The 16,702-nt window shown below is 67.8% G+C and carries 19 protein-coding genes and 1 tRNA gene; 10 read left to right on the top strand and 10 right to left on the bottom strand.

From position 1 onward, the window contains the following. Positions 1–4: 4 nt before the first annotated feature. Positions 5–508, top strand: coding sequence for a DUF1465 family protein (locus ACI8U3_RS06745; RefSeq protein ID WP_415014103.1), 504 nt, complete (start codon positions 5–7; stop codon positions 506–508). Positions 509–510: 2 nt separating this feature from the next. Here ACI8U3_RS06745 and ACI8U3_RS06740 read toward each other — a convergent pair whose 3' ends face one another. Together ACI8U3_RS06740 and rpmE are read right to left on the bottom strand one after the other, a co-directional pair. After that, complete coding sequence (locus ACI8U3_RS06740; RefSeq protein ID WP_415014102.1) at positions 511–2,106, bottom strand: L,D-transpeptidase family protein; 1,596 nt, start codon at positions 2,104–2,106, stop codon at positions 511–513. A gap of 154 nt (positions 2,107–2,260) precedes the next feature. Further along, positions 2,261–2,485, bottom strand: coding sequence for a 50S ribosomal protein L31 (gene rpmE / locus ACI8U3_RS06735; protein WP_415014101.1), 225 nt, complete (start codon positions 2,483–2,485; stop codon positions 2,261–2,263). 147 nt (positions 2,486–2,632) lie between these two features. On the opposite strand from rpmE, the gene ACI8U3_RS06730 reads away from it, so the two are divergent. From ACI8U3_RS06730 to ACI8U3_RS06720, 3 genes are all read left to right on the top strand, one after another. Continuing rightward, on the top strand, positions 2,633–4,477 hold the full coding sequence (locus ACI8U3_RS06730) for an ABC transporter transmembrane domain-containing protein (protein ID WP_415014100.1): 1,845 nt from the start codon (positions 2,633–2,635) through the stop codon (positions 4,475–4,477). A 95-nt stretch (positions 4,478–4,572) separates the two neighbouring features. After that, a complete protein-coding gene (locus ACI8U3_RS06725; RefSeq protein ID WP_415014099.1) occupies positions 4,573–4,785 on the top strand; it encodes a hypothetical protein in 213 nt (70 codons plus the stop codon). A 40-nt stretch (positions 4,786–4,825) separates the two neighbouring features. Beyond that, entirely contained in the window at positions 4,826–6,022 is a 1,197-nt protein-coding gene (locus ACI8U3_RS06720; protein ID WP_415014098.1) for a CaiB/BaiF CoA transferase family protein, read from the top strand. Positions 6,023–6,072: 50 nt separating this feature from the next. Here the strand turns inward: ACI8U3_RS06720 and ACI8U3_RS06715 are convergent. From ACI8U3_RS06715 to ACI8U3_RS06690, 6 genes are all read right to left on the bottom strand, one after another. Further along, positions 6,073–6,147, bottom strand: a tRNA-Gly gene (locus ACI8U3_RS06715). Between the two features lie 83 nt (positions 6,148–6,230). Next, on the bottom strand, positions 6,231–7,172 hold the full coding sequence (locus ACI8U3_RS06710) for a TraB/GumN family protein (RefSeq protein WP_415014097.1): 942 nt from the start codon (positions 7,170–7,172) through the stop codon (positions 6,231–6,233). Between the two features lie 55 nt (positions 7,173–7,227). Beyond that, complete coding sequence (locus tag ACI8U3_RS06705) at positions 7,228–7,872, bottom strand: hypothetical protein (RefSeq protein WP_415014096.1); 645 nt, start codon at positions 7,870–7,872, stop codon at positions 7,228–7,230. An 11-nt stretch (positions 7,873–7,883) separates the two neighbouring features. Beyond that, on the bottom strand, positions 7,884–8,072 hold the full coding sequence (locus tag ACI8U3_RS06700; RefSeq protein ID WP_045318646.1) for a helix-turn-helix transcriptional regulator: 189 nt from the start codon (positions 8,070–8,072) through the stop codon (positions 7,884–7,886). 2 nt (positions 8,073–8,074) lie between these two features. Beyond that, positions 8,075–8,524, bottom strand: a complete 450-nt coding sequence (locus ACI8U3_RS06695; protein WP_415014095.1) for a hypothetical protein — start codon at positions 8,522–8,524, stop codon at positions 8,075–8,077. Between the two features lie 102 nt (positions 8,525–8,626). Continuing rightward, positions 8,627–9,667 carry a 2'-deoxycytidine 5'-triphosphate deaminase gene (locus ACI8U3_RS06690; RefSeq protein ID WP_415014094.1) on the bottom strand — a complete coding sequence of 347 codons (1,041 nt, stop codon included), beginning with the start codon at positions 9,665–9,667 and terminating at the stop codon, positions 8,627–8,629. A 90-nt stretch (positions 9,668–9,757) separates the two neighbouring features. On the opposite strand from ACI8U3_RS06690, the gene apaG reads away from it, so the two are divergent. Next, on the top strand, positions 9,758–10,165 hold the full coding sequence (apaG, locus tag ACI8U3_RS06685) for a Co2+/Mg2+ efflux protein ApaG (protein WP_415014093.1): 408 nt from the start codon (positions 9,758–9,760) through the stop codon (positions 10,163–10,165). Between the two features lie 126 nt (positions 10,166–10,291). Here apaG and ACI8U3_RS06680 read toward each other — a convergent pair whose 3' ends face one another. Then, complete coding sequence (locus ACI8U3_RS06680) at positions 10,292–10,807, bottom strand: GcrA family cell cycle regulator (RefSeq protein ID WP_196838349.1); 516 nt, start codon at positions 10,805–10,807, stop codon at positions 10,292–10,294. 214 nt (positions 10,808–11,021) lie between these two features. On the opposite strand from ACI8U3_RS06680, the gene ACI8U3_RS06675 reads away from it, so the two are divergent. Further along, entirely contained in the window at positions 11,022–11,840 is an 819-nt protein-coding gene (locus tag ACI8U3_RS06675; RefSeq protein ID WP_415014092.1) for an ABC transporter permease, read from the top strand. A 33-nt stretch (positions 11,841–11,873) separates the two neighbouring features. After that, the gene (locus tag ACI8U3_RS06670) at positions 11,874–12,761 is read left to right on the top strand and encodes a M28 family metallopeptidase (protein ID WP_415014091.1); all 888 of its coding nucleotides are present in this window, start codon (positions 11,874–11,876) and stop codon (positions 12,759–12,761) included. Between the two features lie 3 nt (positions 12,762–12,764). On the opposite strand, the gene ACI8U3_RS06665 is transcribed toward ACI8U3_RS06670, so the two are convergent. After that, positions 12,765–13,433 carry a J domain-containing protein gene (locus ACI8U3_RS06665; protein WP_415014090.1) on the bottom strand — a complete coding sequence of 223 codons (669 nt, stop codon included), beginning with the start codon at positions 13,431–13,433 and terminating at the stop codon, positions 12,765–12,767. A gap of 55 nt (positions 13,434–13,488) precedes the next feature. Here ACI8U3_RS06665 and ACI8U3_RS06660 point away from each other — a divergent pair, with 55 nt between their 5' ends. The 3 genes from ACI8U3_RS06660 to ACI8U3_RS06650 all read left to right on the top strand — a co-directional run bounded on the left by ACI8U3_RS06660 (position 13,489) and on the right by ACI8U3_RS06650 (position 16,699). After that, a complete protein-coding gene (locus ACI8U3_RS06660; protein ID WP_415014089.1) occupies positions 13,489–13,791 on the top strand; it encodes a BolA family protein in 303 nt (100 codons plus the stop codon). 75 nt (positions 13,792–13,866) lie between these two features. Continuing rightward, positions 13,867–15,699: an ATP-binding protein gene (locus ACI8U3_RS06655; protein WP_415014088.1), complete on the top strand. Its 1,833-nt coding sequence runs from the start codon at positions 13,867–13,869 to the stop codon at positions 15,697–15,699. Positions 15,700–15,757: 58 nt separating this feature from the next. Further along, positions 15,758–16,699 (top strand): mechanosensitive ion channel family protein, encoded by a 942-nt coding sequence (locus tag ACI8U3_RS06650; RefSeq protein ID WP_415014087.1) that lies wholly within the window; start codon positions 15,758–15,760, stop codon positions 16,697–16,699. Positions 16,700–16,702: the final 3 nt, after the last annotated feature.

Here is a 16,702-nt window from a genome sequence, read left to right as displayed (position 1 = left end):
GTGCATGTCTGAGTTGACCGCCAGCGGATCGAACGTGGCTCCCGCAACGGGAGATTTCTCGCGCTCGGAGCTTTTCGACCGGACCTTTCAGGAGGGCATGGAGCTGGTGGAGGACACCGCCGCCTATCTGGATGGCGACGGTCGGCGAGACTCCAAGCTGCTGTCGCGCGCCGCCGCCCTGGCCTATGCCGCCGAAAGCATGAAGCTGACCACGCGCCTGATGCAGATCGCGTCCTGGCTGCTGGTCCAGCGCGCCGTACGCGAAGGCGACATGTCGCCCCAGGCCGCCGCAGAGCGCCGCCACCGCCTGGCCGAGCGCAAGCTCGAGACCACCCCGACCCATGCGGAACTGCCCATCGCCCTGGTGGAGTATCTGGTCCGTTCGGAAAAGCTGTACGACCGGGTGCTGTATCTGGACCGGCGCATGTACGGCGATGAGGCCGTCACGGCCGGCCCGAATCCGGTCCAGAGTCAGATCGATCGTCTCGCCGCCGCCTTTGGCGGCTGAACTTACGGACCGACGTCCTCCTCGTCCGGCTGGGCCGCGCTCACCGGCTGGGGCAGGCTGAGATTGATGCCCAGAGCCTCGGCCAGCCGGGCGTCGCGGTCATAAACGTCTTCACGGAACGCCACCCGTCCCTGACCGTCCACGAAGGCGGTCCAGTACAGCAGGCGTACGCTGATCTCGCGGCCCGTCTCCACCCGCTGTGTGCGGCGGCTGTCCAGCGCCGTATCGAACTCGGACAGGCGCGTCGGATCGGGCGACAGCAGCAATCGGGCGAAATCCACGGCGTTCTGCACCCGCACGCAGCCGTGGCTGCGATGGCGGAAGGCGCTGTTGAACGCCGCCTTGGACGGCGTGTCGTGCAGGAAAATGGCGTGGCTGTCCCGCAGCTCGAACTTCACATAGCCCAGGGCCGCATTGGGACCGGCGCGCTGGATCACATTGCCCGCCGAGCCGATGTACATGTTCTGGGACGCCAGATAGGCCGGACCGCGCGGCAGGATCTCGTTGCGCGCGATGGAGGCCGGCACATACCAGGGCGGATTGGCCACCACCGAGGCGAATGGCTTTTCAAGGCTCGGCGTCTGGTTGCCGGCGGTGCCCACGACGACGCGGTTGGAGTGCACCGGCCGGTCGTCCTTCCAGTAGACCATGATGGCCGCGGCGACATTCACCTCGATGCGCTCGGGTGACAACTCGCGCTTCAGCCAGCGGCGGCGCTCAAGGTTCAGGGCGATCTGACGGGCCCGGTCCTCGGCAGAGGCGGACAGGGAACGCTGGGTCGCAGGCCCGATGCGGCCGTCGACGCCGAGGCCATGCCGCAGCTGGAAGCCGCGCACCGCCTCCTCCAGATCGGGGCCGTAGACGTCTCCGTTCAGGGCCAAGGCCCGGGCCTGACGATCGGTCAGATCCCCTTCCGCCGCCAGGCGGGCGATCAGCGCCGGGACCCGGCGGTCCATGGCGCCCGGCTCGATGGTCGCGCCCTGGGAAAAGGCCGGCCAGCCGCCGGTCTCGCGGATCAGACGGCGATAACGCACATAACCCGCCGAAAGATTGGTGTAGCCGATATCCGTGGGCGCCAGGCCCTCGAACCAGTCCAGCACCCGGTCGCGCGACACCGCATCGTGCAGGCCGGCGGCCAGATCCGCCCGGTTCTTCTGCATCTCCCACAGGTTCTCGACCGTCTCGGGACGCACGGCGCCTTCGGCCAGCACCCGCGCGTAGCCAAGCGCCGAAATCGAGGTGCGGATGTCGGCGCTGGCCGGATCGGAGGCCAGACCGGCGAAGTCGAAATAGTCGGCGCCGGACAGACCGTGGCGCTCCGCCCGCTCGGCCACCTGACCCAGAGCCCGCACACGCGCCGCCGTCCAGATCGGCCGCCATCCCGCCATCTCGTACAGGCGGCGCAGTTCGGGCCGGAGCGCGGCGGGGGCGCGGTTCAGCTGGACGTTGAAACTGTCGTAAAAGGCCCGCGCCGCCGGATCGCTCGGCGGCGGGGTCGGCGCCGTGACGCCGGGTTGGCTTGTGTAGGGCGTCTGGGCCTGCACGGCCGAAGCCAGGGCCGAGGCGGCCGCCGCCAGGGTCAGTTGTCGTCGATTCATCGCCATCAGAAAGCCCAGTCTTGTCCGGCGTCATCCGCCGGGACGCCCCAGTTGTCCCAACACGCCAATCCTACCGGCGTTCCGGCCAAACAAAAAGCGCCGGTCGCGAAACCGGCGCTCTTGTTCGTCGCGGCTGTGGCCCGAAGGCCGCGCCTTACTTCTTGAGGAAGCCGCCGTACTTGTTGGTGAAGCGCGACACGCGGCCGCCGCGATCCAGCAGCGCCTGGTTGCCGCCGGTCCACGCCGGGTGCGTGGTGGGGTCGATGTCCAGGTTCAGCGTCGCGCCTTCCTTGGCGTAGGTCGAGCGCGTCTGGTAGGTGGTCCCGTCCGTCATCACCACATTGATGAAGTGATAGTCGGGATGAATGTCCTTTTTCATCGGTCCGGCGTGTCCTGAATAGCGCCCCGTAACTGGGTCGGGACGATACCGACCGTCCGCGCGCAGAAAATGGAAACCCGCCGGAAGCCCCGGCGGGAGAGGGGCGGCGTTTACACCCATGGGCCTTCTGAGGCAAGAGGCGCGGCCATGACCGCTCCTGAACCGCTCCCCCGCGCCGACCTTCACGACCGTCCCGGTCCCGGCGCGGTGCTGGCCGACGCCATGCGCGAGGGCGCCGACCGACGCGCGCGGCGACGCGACATCCGCCCGCTGGGGCGGTTGTTCCCCTTCCTGATGCGCCATTGGGGCAGCGCCCTGATCGCGGGCGCCTGGCTGCTGGTGTCCACCGCCGCTTCGCTGGGCCTGACGGTGACCGCTCGCGGCGCCATCGACAACGGCTTCGAGAACGGCGGGGCCGATCTGGACGTCTGGTTCCTGATCCTGGGCGCCAACGCCGTCGGCCTGGGGCTGGCCACGGCGTTCCGCTATTTCTACGTGACCAAGACCGGCGAGCGCATGATCGCCGACATGCGTCAGGCGGTATTCGCCCGGGTGATGGGGCTGGACCCGGCCTTTTTCACCCATATGCGCACCGGCGAGGTGCTGTCGCGTCTGACCACGGACATCCAGCTGGTGGATGCCTTGCTGACCACCGCCGTGTCCTACGCCCTGCGCAATCTGCTGACCCTGATCGGCGCCACCATCCTGCTGTTCATCGTCAGCCCCAAGCTGACCGGCATGGTCATGCTGGCCACGCCCTTGCTGATCGCCCCGCTGTTCCTGTTCGGCCGCAAGGTGCGCAGCCTGACCGTGGAATCCCAGGACCGGTTCGCCGGCGCCGTGGGCTTCGCCGGCGAAAGCGTGGACGCCATCGAAACAGTGCAGGCCTTCGGCCGCGAGGCGACCGCACGATCCCGCTTCGACGGCGCGGTGGAGGCCGCCTTCGCCGCCTCCCTGCGCCGCATGACCGCCCGGGCGTGGATGACGGCGCTGGTGATCGCGGTGATGTTCGGCGGCGTGGCCCTGGTGCTGTGGCTGGGAGCGCGCGACGTGGTCGCCGGGACCATGACGCCGGGCGCCCTTCTTCAGTTCGTTCTACTCTCGGTGTTCGCCGCCGGGGCCGTGGGCGCCCTTGGCGAAAGCTGGGGCGAGGTGCAGAAGGCCGCCGGGGCCATGGAGCGCATCGACGAACTGATGCGCGCCGAGCCGTCCATCGCCCCGCCCGCCGCGGCCCGCGCTCTGCCCTCACCCCCGGGCGGCGAGGTGGCCTTGTCCGATGTGTCGTTCGCCTATCCCGGCCGTCCGGACCTGCCGGCGCTGAAGGGCTTCGATCTGACCGTCAGGCCCGGCGAGACCGTGGCGCTGGTCGGCCCGTCCGGCGCGGGCAAGTCCACGGTGTTCCGCCTGTTGCTGCGTTTCTACGACCCCCAGGCGGGACAGGTGCTGGTGGATGGCGTCGATGTGCGGGAGGCTGACCCCGAAAACGTGCGCGCCCGTTTCGCCTGGGTGTCGCAGGAGGCGCCGCTGTTTTCAGGTTCGGCGCTGGAAAACATCCGCTTCGGCCGCGAGGACGTGACGCTGGAGGAAGCGCGCGAGGCGGCCGAACGCGCCCAGGCCCTGGACTTCCTGGACGCCCTGCCCCAAGGCCTTGAAACGCCGCTGGGCGAGCGGGGCCGGTCCCTGTCGGGCGGTCAGAGACAGCGCCTCGCCATCGCCCGGGCTCTGGTGCGCCACGCGCCGATTCTTCTGCTGGACGAAGCCACCAGCGCCCTGGACGCCGAGAATGAACGCCTGGTTCAGTCGGCGCTGGACGAAGCCATGGAAGGCCGAACCACACTGGTGATCGCGCATCGGCTCGCCACCGTGCTGCGCGCGGACCGGATCGTGGTCATGGACCAGGGCCGGGTGGTTGAGAGCGGCGATCACAAGACCTTGATGGCGCAACGAGGCCTGTACGCCCGGCTGGCTGATCTGCAGTTTCGAACGCAATGAGCAAAGCGCGCTGTGCGTGCTATCATCGGCCTGTGGATGAACCCTCGCCCCGGCGACGGGTTGATGTCTTGATGAACAACAATCGGGAGACTGACATGCGCATTGCACTGCTCGCCATGGCCCTGGTCCCGCTGGCCGCTTGCGCCACCGGCCCGACCGGCGACCGCTACCATGAGGAACTGGACCGTCTGCGTCAGGACTGCCAAGAGCGCGGCGGCATTCTGAGCCCCACCGGAACGCAGAGCGGCCGGCCCAACACCGACTACGTCTGCGAAATCCGCGGCGGCGGCGGATTGACTCGCGACTGAAGCCTTTCCGCCGCCGCCCGACGGGACTAGACCGGGCTTCATGAACGATCCCCAGTCGCCTTCCGCACCGTTGTCCGGCGTCCGCGTACTTGATCTTTCGCGCGTTCTGGCCGGGCCCTGGGCCACCCAGTTGCTGGCCGACATGGGCGCCGAGGTGATCAAGATCGAGCGGCCCGGCGCCGGCGACGACACCCGCGGCTGGGGCCCGCCGTTCACCACCCGTGCGGACGGCTCGCCCGGCGACGCCGCCTATTTCCTGTGCGCGAACAGGGGCAAGAAATCGGTGGCCCTGGACATCGCCAGCCCGGAAGGGGCCGCGCTCATCCGCCGCATGGCCGCCGACGCCGACATTCTCGTCGAGAACTTCAAGACCGGCGGCCTCAAGAAGTACGGCCTCGACTACGACAGTCTGAAGGCGGTCAATCCCGGGCTGGTCTATTGCTCCATCACCGGGTTCGGCCAGACGGGGCCGCGCGCGCATCAGGCGGGCTACGACTACATGATTCAGGCCATGGGCGGCCTCATGTCCATCACCGGTCAGCCGGACGGGGCGCCGGGGGCGGAACCCATGAAGGTGGGCGTCGCCGTCGCCGACCTGTTCACCGGCCTTTACGCCTCGAACGCCGTTCTGGCGGCCCTGACCGCCGCGCGCGAAACGGGCGAGGGCCGGCACATCGACATCGCCCTGTTCGACGTCCAGGCCGCCGTGCTGGCCAATCAGGCGACCAATTTCTTCGTGTCCGGTACGGCGCCGACCCGCATGGGCAACGCCCATCCAAACCTGTCGCCCTACCAGCCCTTTCCCTGCACGGACGGCATGGTGGTGATCGCGGTCGGCAATGACAGCCAGTTCCGCAACCTCTGCACGGCCCTGGGGGAGCACGATCTGGGAACCGATGATCGTTTCGCCGTCAACGCAGGGCGCGTGGCGAACCGCGCAGAGCTGGGCCCCATCCTGTCGGCGCTGACAGCGCCCCTGACCATGGCCGACCTGATGCGGCGACTGGAGCGCGCCGGCGTGCCGTGCGGCCCGGTCAACACGGTGGATCAGGTCTTCGCCGAGCCCCAGGCCGTGGCGCGCGGCCTGACGGTCGAACAGACCCGCAACGACCTGAACGCGCCCATCCGCACCGTCGCCAGTCCCGTTCGCATGAACGGGGCGGCCGCCGTCAGTGACAAGCCGCCGCCCGCCCTGGGCGAGCACACGCGGGAAGTTCTGGCGCGATACGGAGGCTGAAATCAGCGTCCGCACAGGTCGTGGCGGAACGCGTCGATTTCCATGACGTCTGGAGCGGGCGGGGGGAATCGAACCCCCGACATTCAGCTTGGGAAGCTGACGTTCTACCTCTGAACTACGCCCGCGAGGCTCACTCGCCTTATCCGATGAATGGGCGAACAAGAAAAGGCCCGGCGCGCGCGCCGGGCCTTTCCTCATGGGCGTGACATCAGCGGCGGGTGACCGTGACGCCCCGGTCTTCCAGCATCGACTGGACACTGTCGTCGCCGGCCAGGTGCGCGGCGCCCACGGCGATGAAGGCCGTGCCCGAGCCTTCCAGCATCGTCTGGATCTGCCCGGCCCAGTCGGCGTTGCGGTCGACCAGCAGGACGTCATAGAGCTGGCCCCACTCAGCCTGCATTTCGTCCACCACCAGTGCCTCGAAACCTTCCACGTCGCCGGCGGCCCACAGTTCGACCATGGCGTCCAGCATCTCGTCCGCCTCTTCCCAGGTGGCCAGGGACTGGCGCAGGAACTCCAGCTGGACCTCTTGCGGAAGGTCATGGAAGAAGCGGAACTGCTGCTCCAGGGTCTCGAAACCGCGCACCGGCGTTCCCGCCTCATCGGCGGAGGCCTTCAGCCGGGTGTCCACGCCGGACGCCGGGTCATAACCGGCCCGCACGGTGGCGGCGACGGAGACCTGAAGACCGACCAGCCAGGGCTGCATGACTTCGGTGGCCGCGATGGGAACGCCGATGGCGGCGGCCGCGGCGGCCAGCTGGGCGTTCTCTTCCTCGGTCAGCAGGCTGGACAGGGGCGCGCCGCCGATGTTCAGGCCGTATTGCTGGATCAGCGGCATGGCCGCCGCCTGGTCGTCCACATTGGGCACCTCAAGCCACAGCTCGGTCGCCTCGGCCAGGGCGGCGTCCAGTTCGGCCGTACGCCACTGGGTTTCCGGCTTCAGCAGGTGCACCGTGCCGAACAGATAGATGGTGGAGTCCGCGTCAGAGACGACCCACATGGCCGGCCCCTGGGGCGGCGCCGCCTCCTGGGCCATGGCGAAGCTCGGCGTTCCCGCGACGGCGGCGAACAGGCCGACGCCCAGGGCGGTTCCGGCGGCCAGACGGGCGGCCAGGCTGCCCACATGCTTGATGCGATTGATGATGGTCATGGTCGTTATCCTTTTTGAACAGTCGGTTTGAAGGTTTGGCGGGGTTGGAAAGATGTCAGCTGAGGCCTCGGCGCAGGCCCACGACGGCGGAGCAGATCAGATAAAGGCCCATCACGACGACGAGGATGTCCCAGGCCGTCAGGGCCGGCGCGACACCCAGCCGTTCGGCTACCGCCCAGCCGAACAGGGCCGCCTGACCGATCCAGAAGGCCAGGGCGCCGGATTCCACGATGACCCGCCGGATCATCTCGTCGCCGCGTCGCCACAGGCTGAGGTTCAGACCCGTGTGCAGGACGAAGACCGCCGCGATGGCGATCAGGGTCATGACGGGGGCGGTGTTGCCCGACAGGGCCGCAGCCACGGGCGCCGCCAGCAGCAGGCCGGACAGTGCCAGGACGATCCCCTGAAGGCGCATGTCCCGCACCTCCCGCGGGTCCGCCGGTTCGTCAGTCGAGGTGACGGCGGCCAGTGCGCGGCCGTTGCGGGAGGCCGCCAGCACCGACACGCCCCCGGCGACCAGCATGACGGCCACGACAAGGGCCACAGCGTCGCTCCAGCGCAGCAGGTCGGGCGAGGGCAGGATCACATACTCGGCGAGCAGGGTGGCGGAGACGTAGCCGACGACGGCGCCGGCGACAGCCAGTCCGGCCAGCTTGAGCAATCTGGAGCGCGTATCGGGGGATTTCTGAAGGGTGGTCATCGGTTTCTCCTTCACTCGGAAAAGATGTCTTCGATGGCCAGGCCGAAGGTTCTGGCGATCTTGAAAGCGAGGGGCAGGGACGGGTCGTAGCGGCCGGTTTCCAGCGCATTGACGGTCTGGCGCGACACCCCGAGCTGGTCGGCCAGGTCCGCCTGGCTCCAGTCCCGCTCGGCGCGCAGCACCTTGAGGCGATTGTTCATACTCAGACCCTCTTGGAGACCCACCAGGCGAACCAGGCGACGCCGTAGCCGATCAGCATCGGCAGCAGCACCAGACTGGCGCCCGCGATCAGTAGGGAGCTGTAGGTAGCGCCGGCGGGGACCGGGGCGTCGCCGCCGTAGGCTTCCGCCAGCATCAGGGCGCCGATCCCGACGCACATCCCGATGGAGCCGCCCCAGTACCAGGCCCATTTGTGGGCCTCGCGCACCGCCTCGTCGGCGCGGATCCACCACCAGACGGTGCCGGCGATCACCAGACCGAAAATGACGAACAGGATCAGGGCGCTCAGGACAGGACCCGGCAGGTCGCCGGTGTCCTCAAGCCAGGCGTAGACGCCGCCGGTGACGCCGCCGAGCAGCAGGCAGACACCCATCAGGAGCCAGAAACGTCCGGCGCTGCTCATCTTGCGGCGGGGGCGGGGCGAGGCGGTCATGGAAATGGTCCTTGTCTAAGTGACAAGCGACCTTTACTCCGCAGAGCTCGTTTATGTCAAGCGTCATTGACAAAAAATCAAACGACCTTGTCCAAAAAGGCGTCAGGCGCCGGGCCAGGCCCTGAAATGCTTGGATAATTTCAGACCCTGGCGCTGATAGTGCGAGCCGCCCTCGCCATACAGGCGCTCGGGTCGTTCGGTCAGCGGTTCATAGACCAGCCGCGCCACGGTCTGGCCGTGTTCCAGCAGGAACGGGGTGTCGTGGGTGCGCACTTCCAGCACGCCGCGCGATCCGGCCCCGTGGGCCTCGTCGGTGCCGAAGCCGGGATCGAAGAAGCCGGCGTAGTGCACCCGGAACTCGCCCACCGACGGGTCGATGGGGGTCATCTCGGCGGCCTGATCGACGGGGATCTCCACCGCCTCCATGGAGGCCAGGATGTAGAACTCGCCCGGGTCCAGCAGCAGTTCGCCGGGGCGGCCATTCCGGCTGCGCGCCTCCAGCGGCTCCCAGAAATCGCGAGGATCGTGGCCGTCTTCCCGGTCCAGGTCGATGATGCCCGCATGGCGGCGGCCCCGGAAGCCGATGATCCCCTCGCTCAGCTCCACCCCGACGCTGCGGGTCTCCAGCCGCGGCGGCTCGCCCGCCTTCAGACGCAGCTGGTTCAGCCGCGTGCCGGGGCGCACCAGAACCGAGAAGGTCTGGGGCGCGATCTCCAGATACAGCGGGCCGTCATAGCCCTCGGCCACGTCGTCGAAGGCCAGGCCCCGGTCGGTCAGCAGGCGCACGAACACGTCCACCCGGCCGGACGAGCTCTTGGGATTGGCCCGCGCCAGCAGCCCCGGCGGCAGCTTCAGCCGCTCCTGAAGCTCGGCGATATAGACGCAGCCCTTCTCCAGAACCGCGCCGCCCTCAAGATCGATCATGTGCATGGCCACGTCGTCGATGCGCTCCTGCACCCGCCGCCCGCCGGGCAGGAACGAGGCGCGCACGCGCCAGGCGCGGGCGCCCAGACGCAGGTCCAGGCTGGCGGGCTGCACCTGATCGGCGTCAAAGGGCGTGGCAGATGTGACCGCTCCGGCGGCGATGAGCGTCTCTATGGACTGACAGGGCAGGATGCCGGGGCGCGAGAAGTCGAAGGTCATGGTCAAAGCTTACACAGATTCCGCGACGGCGAGGGGGAAAGGCGCAAGGTCGCGGTTGCGCCCTGTGCATGGGTCCGTAAGGGTGGCGGCATGAAACGCAAGGGTTCCTACGAAGCCGAAACACGGGGCATCCGGGTCCGGGTCACGCCCATGTATCTGGACGGGGAGTCCGATCCCGAGGAACGCCGCTGGATCTGGGCCTATCACATCGAGATCGAGAACCGCAGCGAGGCCGAGGTTCAGCTCATGGCCCGCCACTGGATCATCACAGACGCCATGGGCCATGTGGAGGAGGTGCGCGGCTCGGGCGTGGTGGGCGAGCAGCCCGTGCTTTCGCCGGGCGACACCTATGCCTATGCCTCGGGCTGTCCTCTGGCCACATCGTCGGGGGCCATGCAGGGCGCCTACCGGATGGTGGACGAGGCGGGCGTCAGCTTCGATGTGACGATCCCGGCCTTTTCGCTGGATGTGCCGGACGCGCGGCGGGTGCTGAACTAGCAAGGCGGGTGAGGGGCCGCGCCAACCCGGAGAATCGCGGCCCCGCCCCAGGCCCGCCGGCGAAACCGGCGGGGCGGACAGCGGCCCCTTACGGGGCGTTCGTGACAGCCCTGTGGCTGAACCGGGTCAGATGTAGCGACGCAGCGAGCGGGCCAGTTCGGTGGCGCCGTCGCGCGAGCCGCGGCGGATCTGCGGCTGATAGGCCAGCTTTGCGTGCTCCACGCAGTAGGTGGCGCCTTCGTCGGAGCGGCGCCCGCAGAAGCTGAAGTCGGACGAGGTCGGGTCGCCGATGGGCCATTTGCACATGTGGGCGCCGAGAGTCAGCACCGTGGCCGTGCCCGGCATGTCCGGAATGCGTGGCGCGGGCGGGGTCGGCGGCACGGGCGCGGTGCGCGGCTGGGCCGCCTCGATGCGGCGCGGGGCCGAGGGCTGCGCCGGGCGCGGACGCGGCGCGCGGAAGGTGGTGCGGGCCGGCTGCGAGGGCGCCGCGCGGCCGGACAGGCCAAGGCGGTGCACCTTGCCGATCACGGCGTTGCGCGTGACGCCGCCGCCCAGCTGCTTGGCGATCTGGCTCGCGGACTGGCCCTCCAGCCACAGCTTCTTCAGCGCGCCAACGCGGTCTTCGGTCCAGCCCTGAGACATGCCACCCTCCAAGGTCGCTGATTCAACATCTTGTGCGAAGGGCGTCCTGCACGTCCTTCAACCACAACTGATCGTAAACCACTCCTTAAGGGACGCAACATCTGGCGCCGGTCGTATCCACAGAAACCACATCTTGAATCAATGTTCGGCGAATCTGGCGGGGGATAAGACCCCCCGGCTTGCGAAGCCCGCGCCGAAAGCGCATCTGGCGCCCATGACTGATCTAAGCCGTCTGACCGCCACGCCCCCCAGCCCCCGCGCCTATCCGGGCATCAACTGGATCGGGGTCCAGACCCTTTACCTTCGCGAGGTCCGGCGGTTCATCAAGGTGGGCGCCCAGACCGTGGCGGCGCCGGTGGTCACCACTCTGCTCTACATGATGGTGTTCGTAGTGGCGCTGCAGGGCGGCCGACCGCCCCTGCTGGGCATTCCCTTCTCGGAATTCGTGGCGCCGGGCCTGATCATGATGGCGATCCTGAACAACGCCTTCGCCAACGCCTCGTCCAGCCTGATTCAGGCCAAGATCATGGGCACGGCCACCGACTTCCTGACCCCGCCGCTCAGCCCGCTGGAGCTGATGATCGGCTTTTCTCTGGGCGCGGCGACGCGCGGCATTCTGGTGGGGCTGGTGACGGCCATCTGCGTGCTGCCCTTTGCGCGATTGGGCGTGGCCAACATCGCCGCTATCCTGTTCTTCGGGGTCATGGCGTCCATGCTGATGGGCATGCTGGGCGTGCTGGCGGGCCTGTGGTCGGAAAAGTTCGACCACCTGGCCGCCGTGCAGAATTTCGTGGTCATGCCCATGACCTTCCTGTCGGGCGCCTTCTATCTGGTGGAGCGCCTGCCCGAGCCCTTCGCCACGCTCAGCCATTTCAACCCGATGTTCTATCTGATCGACGGGTTCCGTTACGGCTTCATCGGCCATGCCGAGGGCGACCTGACGGTCGGGATCATCGCCAGCCTGCTCATCACCGCCGCCCTGGCCGTCGTCTGCTATCTGGTGTTCCGCAGCGGCTGGCGGCTGAAGAGCTGATCGGCTAAGCGTGGCCGGAACAAGGATACCGCCATGCTTCGCACCCTGACCGCCGCCTGCGCCCTTCTGGCTCTCGCCACGCCTGCCCTGGCCCAGGACGAGGCCGCCCTGCGAGAGGCGGTCGCGGCCTATGAGCAGCCCTCCAACGCCGAACGACTGGCGGTGCTGACCGGCCAGCTGGATGCGGCGGGGCTCGCCTATGAAATCCAGACCTTCGAAGGCGGCGCGCGCGGTCAGCCCATGACCGGCTCCAACGTCATCGTCACCCTGGGCGAGGGCGATCGGGACCTGCTCCTGACGGCCCACTACGACGCCGTGGTGCTGCAATCGGGCGAGCTGGCGGACGGCCTGGTGGACAACGCCGCCTCCACCGTCGCCCTGATCGAGGCGGCGAAGGTTCTGCGGGATCGCGACCTGAACCACCGGGTCCGGGTCATCTTCCTTGATCAGGAAGAGCTGGGCCTGATCGGCGCCCGGCGCTGGATCGAGGCCAATGGAACCGAGCGCGTGACGGCGGTGGTCAACTCCGACGTGGCGGCCTTCGGCGATACGCTGATGTACGGCGAGAACAACGGCGAGCGTTCGGCCTTCGTCCTGACGGCGCTGCGCGAGGAATGCGCGGATCGCGGCCTGACCTGCGTCGGCTTCCCGGTCTATCCGCCCAGCGACGACCGCGCCTTCATCGCCGCCGAGGTTCCGGTGGTCTCCATCGGCTTCCAGAACCGCGTCGGCGCCCACCAGATGTGGCTGGCCTTCAACGGCGGGGAAAACCCTGGTCTGGCGGAGGGCTTCGTCCCCGAGGTGTTCCAGCTGATCCACTCCGAAGGCGATGTGATCGAGGCCGTCGATCCCGCCACCGTCGCCCTGGCGGCCGATGTCTATGTGGACGTGATCACCCGTCTGGACGCCACAGCTCAGTAGCCGTCAGGCCATCTTCGCCTTGGTCAGGGTCTTCCAGGCCCGGATTACTCTTTGCAGCTTGTCTTCCGCCGACCGGTCCCCGCCGTTGTGGTCCGGATGGCAACGCTTGAGCAGGGCGTGGTAGCGCGCGCGAATGGCCGCCTTTTCGGCGCCCGGCTCCAGATCCAGATCAGCCAGGGCCTGACGCTCCAGCCGACCGATGTGCGCGGTTTCCGGCCCCTCAGCCTTTCGCCCCTGATGATCCTGCCCGAACATGGCGAACGGGTCTGACCAGCGGCCGGCGCCGGTCTTGTTCGCCGTACCGAGTTTCGAGGCGAAGGCGGCGGCCTCGCGCGACATGCGCCCGGCCTTCATTTCCCAGGTGGGACGCCCGCCGGTCATCTGCTCGTTCTCATAGCGAGCCCGGATCTCGCCCTCGCTCATGCCGGCGTAGAAGTTCCAGCTCTTGTTGTACTCGGCGGCGTGGGCCTGACAGAACTCATAGAACTCGTTCAGCCGCTCGCGCGAGCGGGGCGCGCGGGCGGTGGCGGCCTTGCTGCAGTCCGGGTGCTGGCACGGCTTCTCGCCGGGCTTCAGGCGAAGCACGTCTGCCGCGGCTTCCTCCTCCTCGGGGCGCGGCGGCTTGATCCGCATGTCCTTGAAGCGAGGCTTGTATTGAAAAGAAGCTGACATCACCCGAAGTGTAGGTCCGATTTGGACGTCATCAAGGAAGCCGGGCGGAAAACCTATGAATGAAGGCCCTGTTGCGACGATAATTCGCAAAAAACTGACTGCGGCCCTCTCTGCGGCCCGTGTGGAGATCGAGGACGACAGCGCCCGGCACGCCGGCCACCATCATGAGGGCGGCATGGACGCGCGCCCCGGCGGCGAGAGTCATTTCAACCTTGAGGTGGTCTCGCCCGCTTTCGAGGGCAAGGGGCGGGTGGAACGCCAGCGCATGATCAACGCCCTTCTGGCCGAAGAACTCGCCGGTCCGGTCCACGCCCTTTCGATCCGTGCCCGGACGCCTTCCGAAGCCGCAGCGAAATAGAAAATTCTCCGTTCACCCCCTCTTAGCGGTTCACCTATAGCGTTCGCGCCGGACTGTTCAGATTGGGGACTGAATATGGCGGGACCGGCCGGAAGCGCGGACAGCGCGAAGACGACGCAGCAGACGCCCGGGCGCTCTCGCGAGGCCGCCACCGTGCTGCAAAGCATCCTCGAGACCGGCAACCTGCGCTACTGGATCATCGCCAGCTGGGCCCTGGCCCTGGCGACGGCCGTGGGGCCCGTTCTCGCCCTGGCCTGGTTCGTCATCACCATGACCGCCGGATGGATTCGGGGTCGCGTGGAGAAGAAGGTCGCCGCCACCGGACGGCGCGACTACAGCGCCACCTTCACCACCGTGGCCTTTCTCACGACCTTCGCCTGGGCTCTGGCGCCGGGACTGGCGTGGTTCCTGGGCGGGCCCTACGGGCCGGCGCTGGGCGTGGCGCTTCTGTGCGCCGGCTATGTGATGGTCTTCACCCAGATGCGCACCGCGCCGCGACAGGCGCTGGTCATCTCGGCGCCCTACAGCCTGCTCACCCTCGGCATTCTCATTTCCCTGTGGGGCAGCCCGGGCTTCCTGACCCTTCTGGCCGTCGTGCCTGTTCTTGGATCCGCCATCCTTGTGCTGGTCATCATCACCATGATGAAGGAGCGCAAGATCGAGGCGTTTCAGGAGCATCAGGCCCATCTGATCGGCGAGCTCGAGGCGGCGCGCGATAAGGCCGATGCGGCCAACGAGGCCAAATCGAACTTCCTGGGTGTGATCTCCCACGAACTGCGCACGCCCATGAACGGGGTTCTGGGCGCCGCCCAGTTGATGGGCGCGACGCGGCTGGACCATACCCAGAAGGAATATCTGTCGATCATCCGCAACTCGGGCGACAATCTGCTGTCGCTTCTCAACGACATCCTCGACATGACCAAAATCGAGGCCGGCAAGATGACCTTCGAAGTGGTCGACGTGGCGCTGCAGGACCTTCACGAGCGGGTGACCGGTCCCTTCATGGCCCAGGCTCAGGCCAAGGGACTGACGTTCATCTCCGAGTTCGCCGGCGAGACCCCCGCCGTGGTGCGCGGCGATCCGCTGCGCGTCTGTCAGGTGATCCAGAATCTGCTGTCCAACGCGGTCAAGTTCACGGACGACGGCGAGGTGCGTTACACCGTGCACAGCCAGCGCGTCGCCGATGACCGCGTCCGCTTCCGCTTTTCCGTCAAGGACAGCGGCCCGGGTATTTCCGACGAGGATCTGGGCCGGTTGTTCCAGCCCTTCACCCAGCTGGACGGCTCGTCCACCCGCCGCTTCGGCGGAACGGGGCTGGGCCTGACCATCTGCCGCCGACTGGCGAACATCATGGGCGGAGAGATCGAGGTCAGCTCCGTGCTTGGCGAAGGCTCCACCTTCGCCTTCGTGGTGGAGGCCGAAGTGGCCCAATGGTCCAGGTCCGAAGCCGTGGAGGCCATCGGCGCCGAGGTGGGAGACGGACAGTCGCTGAAGGTTCTGGTGGTCGAGGATCACCCGGTCAACCGCATGATACTGGAGGCCTGGATGTCCTCCTCCGGACACGTCACCGCCTCGGCCGAGCACGGACAAATGGCGCTGGACGTCGCTGCGGCGGACCACTTCGACCTTATCGTCATGGACGTGAACATGCCGGTCATGGACGGGCTGACGGCGACCCGGGCCCTGCGTCAGACTGACGGCCCGAACCGCGACACGCCGGTGGTGGTTCTGTCCGCCTCAGCGCGCACCGAGGATCACGAAGCTGGCATGGCCGCCGGGGCCGACGCCTATCTGAACAAGCCCATCGACTTCAAGGCTCTGGCCGGCGTCATGATGCGGGCGCGCGACGGCCGCGACGCCGTGCGCGAGGTGCAGAGCTTCGTGCTGGGCGAGTCAGCGGCCGCCTGAACGGGGAATTCGGTCCGGGTGGTTTAAATGCCCTGCCCAGTCGCGTTAAACCGGGCCCATGACCGACATCTCCACCGCCCTTGCCGCCGTTGCGGCCTCATCCGACCGCGCCATCGCCATGGACGCCGCCCTGGTGGCGCGCGCCACACAGATGGCCGGCGACCTGGCCGTGAACCTCAGCGTTGCGGCCCTGATCGTCGTCGCCACCTGGTTCGGCTCCAAATGGGCCGCCGGCGCCGCCCGCCGCGCCCTGGGCCGGGTCCGGGGCCTGAGGGAAGACAAGACCGTCGAGGGCTTCATCGTCCAGGTGGTCCGGGTCGTCGTCATCTCCGTGGGCCTGATCGCGGTGTTGCAGCGTCTGGGCGTCCAGACCACCTCCATCATCGCCGTCCTGGGCGCCGCCTCCCTGGCCGTCGGCCTGGCCATGCAGGGCACATTGTCCAATGTGGCGGCGGGCGTACTGCTGCTGATGCTGCGGCCCTACCGTGTCGGCGATCTGGTGAGGATCGGGGACGCAACCGGCGTGGTTCAGAGGCTGGACCTGTTCACCACCCAGTTGACCGACGCCGACAACGTCAAGATCGTCGCCCCCAACAGCCAGGTGCTCGGCGACGTGATCCTGAACATTTCGGGCCAGGCCACGCGGCGGGTGGCGATCGATTTCACCGTCTCCTACAGCGCCGATCTGAACGAAGCGCGCGAGGTGATCCGCTCCACCGCCGCCGCGCACGGCAAGGTGCTGGGCGACACCCCGGTGTGGACGGGCGTCACCGGCCTGCTGGACAGCGCAGTCCAGATCACCCTGCATGCCCATGTCCTCTCAGGCGACTGGTGGCAGACCCGGGCGGACCTGTTCCAGACGATCAAGGAGGCCCTGGACGAGGCGGGCATCGAGATTCCCTTCCCCCAAGCGGTCGAATATTTCGGCGGCAATGTGGGTAAGGCGGCCGAGCTGGATCAGGCCCCGCCGGAAGCCCTCACCCCGTCGAAAGGTCAGTAGGCC

Origin of the sequence: Brevundimonas sp., assembly GCF_047617075.1 — a bacterium.
Taxonomy (GTDB): Bacteria; Pseudomonadota; Alphaproteobacteria; order Caulobacterales; family Caulobacteraceae; genus Brevundimonas.
Note: the sequence above shows the minus strand (reverse complement) of the source record. Positions and strands in the feature narration are given on the sequence as shown.

Coding starts and splice junctions, on each gene's coding strand:
- ACI8U3_RS06745 (WP_415014103.1), top strand. CDS start 5: ATGTCTGAGTTGACCGCCAGCGGATCGAACGTGGCTCCCGCAACGGGA.
- ACI8U3_RS06740 (WP_415014102.1), bottom strand. CDS start 2,106: ATGAATCGACGACAACTGACCCTGGCGGCGGCCGCCTCGGCCCTGGCT.
- rpmE (WP_415014101.1), bottom strand. CDS start 2,485: ATGAAAAAGGACATTCATCCCGACTATCACTTCATCAATGTGGTGATG.
- ACI8U3_RS06730 (WP_415014100.1), top strand. CDS start 2,633: ATGACCGCTCCTGAACCGCTCCCCCGCGCCGACCTTCACGACCGTCCC.
- ACI8U3_RS06725 (WP_415014099.1), top strand. CDS start 4,573: ATGCGCATTGCACTGCTCGCCATGGCCCTGGTCCCGCTGGCCGCTTGC.
- ACI8U3_RS06720 (WP_415014098.1), top strand. CDS start 4,826: ATGAACGATCCCCAGTCGCCTTCCGCACCGTTGTCCGGCGTCCGCGTA.
- ACI8U3_RS06710 (WP_415014097.1), bottom strand. CDS start 7,172: ATGACCATCATCAATCGCATCAAGCATGTGGGCAGCCTGGCCGCCCGT.
- ACI8U3_RS06705 (WP_415014096.1), bottom strand. CDS start 7,872: ATGACCACCCTTCAGAAATCCCCCGATACGCGCTCCAGATTGCTCAAG.
- ACI8U3_RS06700 (WP_045318646.1), bottom strand. CDS start 8,072: ATGAACAATCGCCTCAAGGTGCTGCGCGCCGAGCGGGACTGGAGCCAG.
- ACI8U3_RS06695 (WP_415014095.1), bottom strand. CDS start 8,524: ATGACCGCCTCGCCCCGCCCCCGCCGCAAGATGAGCAGCGCCGGACGT.
- ACI8U3_RS06690 (WP_415014094.1), bottom strand. CDS start 9,667: ATGACCTTCGACTTCTCGCGCCCCGGCATCCTGCCCTGTCAGTCCATA.
- apaG (WP_415014093.1), top strand. CDS start 9,758: ATGAAACGCAAGGGTTCCTACGAAGCCGAAACACGGGGCATCCGGGTC.
- ACI8U3_RS06680 (WP_196838349.1), bottom strand. CDS start 10,807: ATGTCTCAGGGCTGGACCGAAGACCGCGTTGGCGCGCTGAAGAAGCTG.
- ACI8U3_RS06675 (WP_415014092.1), top strand. CDS start 11,022: ATGACTGATCTAAGCCGTCTGACCGCCACGCCCCCCAGCCCCCGCGCC.
- ACI8U3_RS06670 (WP_415014091.1), top strand. CDS start 11,874: ATGCTTCGCACCCTGACCGCCGCCTGCGCCCTTCTGGCTCTCGCCACG.
- ACI8U3_RS06665 (WP_415014090.1), bottom strand. CDS start 13,433: ATGTCAGCTTCTTTTCAATACAAGCCTCGCTTCAAGGACATGCGGATC.
- ACI8U3_RS06660 (WP_415014089.1), top strand. CDS start 13,489: ATGAATGAAGGCCCTGTTGCGACGATAATTCGCAAAAAACTGACTGCG.
- ACI8U3_RS06655 (WP_415014088.1), top strand. CDS start 13,867: ATGGCGGGACCGGCCGGAAGCGCGGACAGCGCGAAGACGACGCAGCAG.
- ACI8U3_RS06650 (WP_415014087.1), top strand. CDS start 15,758: ATGACCGACATCTCCACCGCCCTTGCCGCCGTTGCGGCCTCATCCGAC.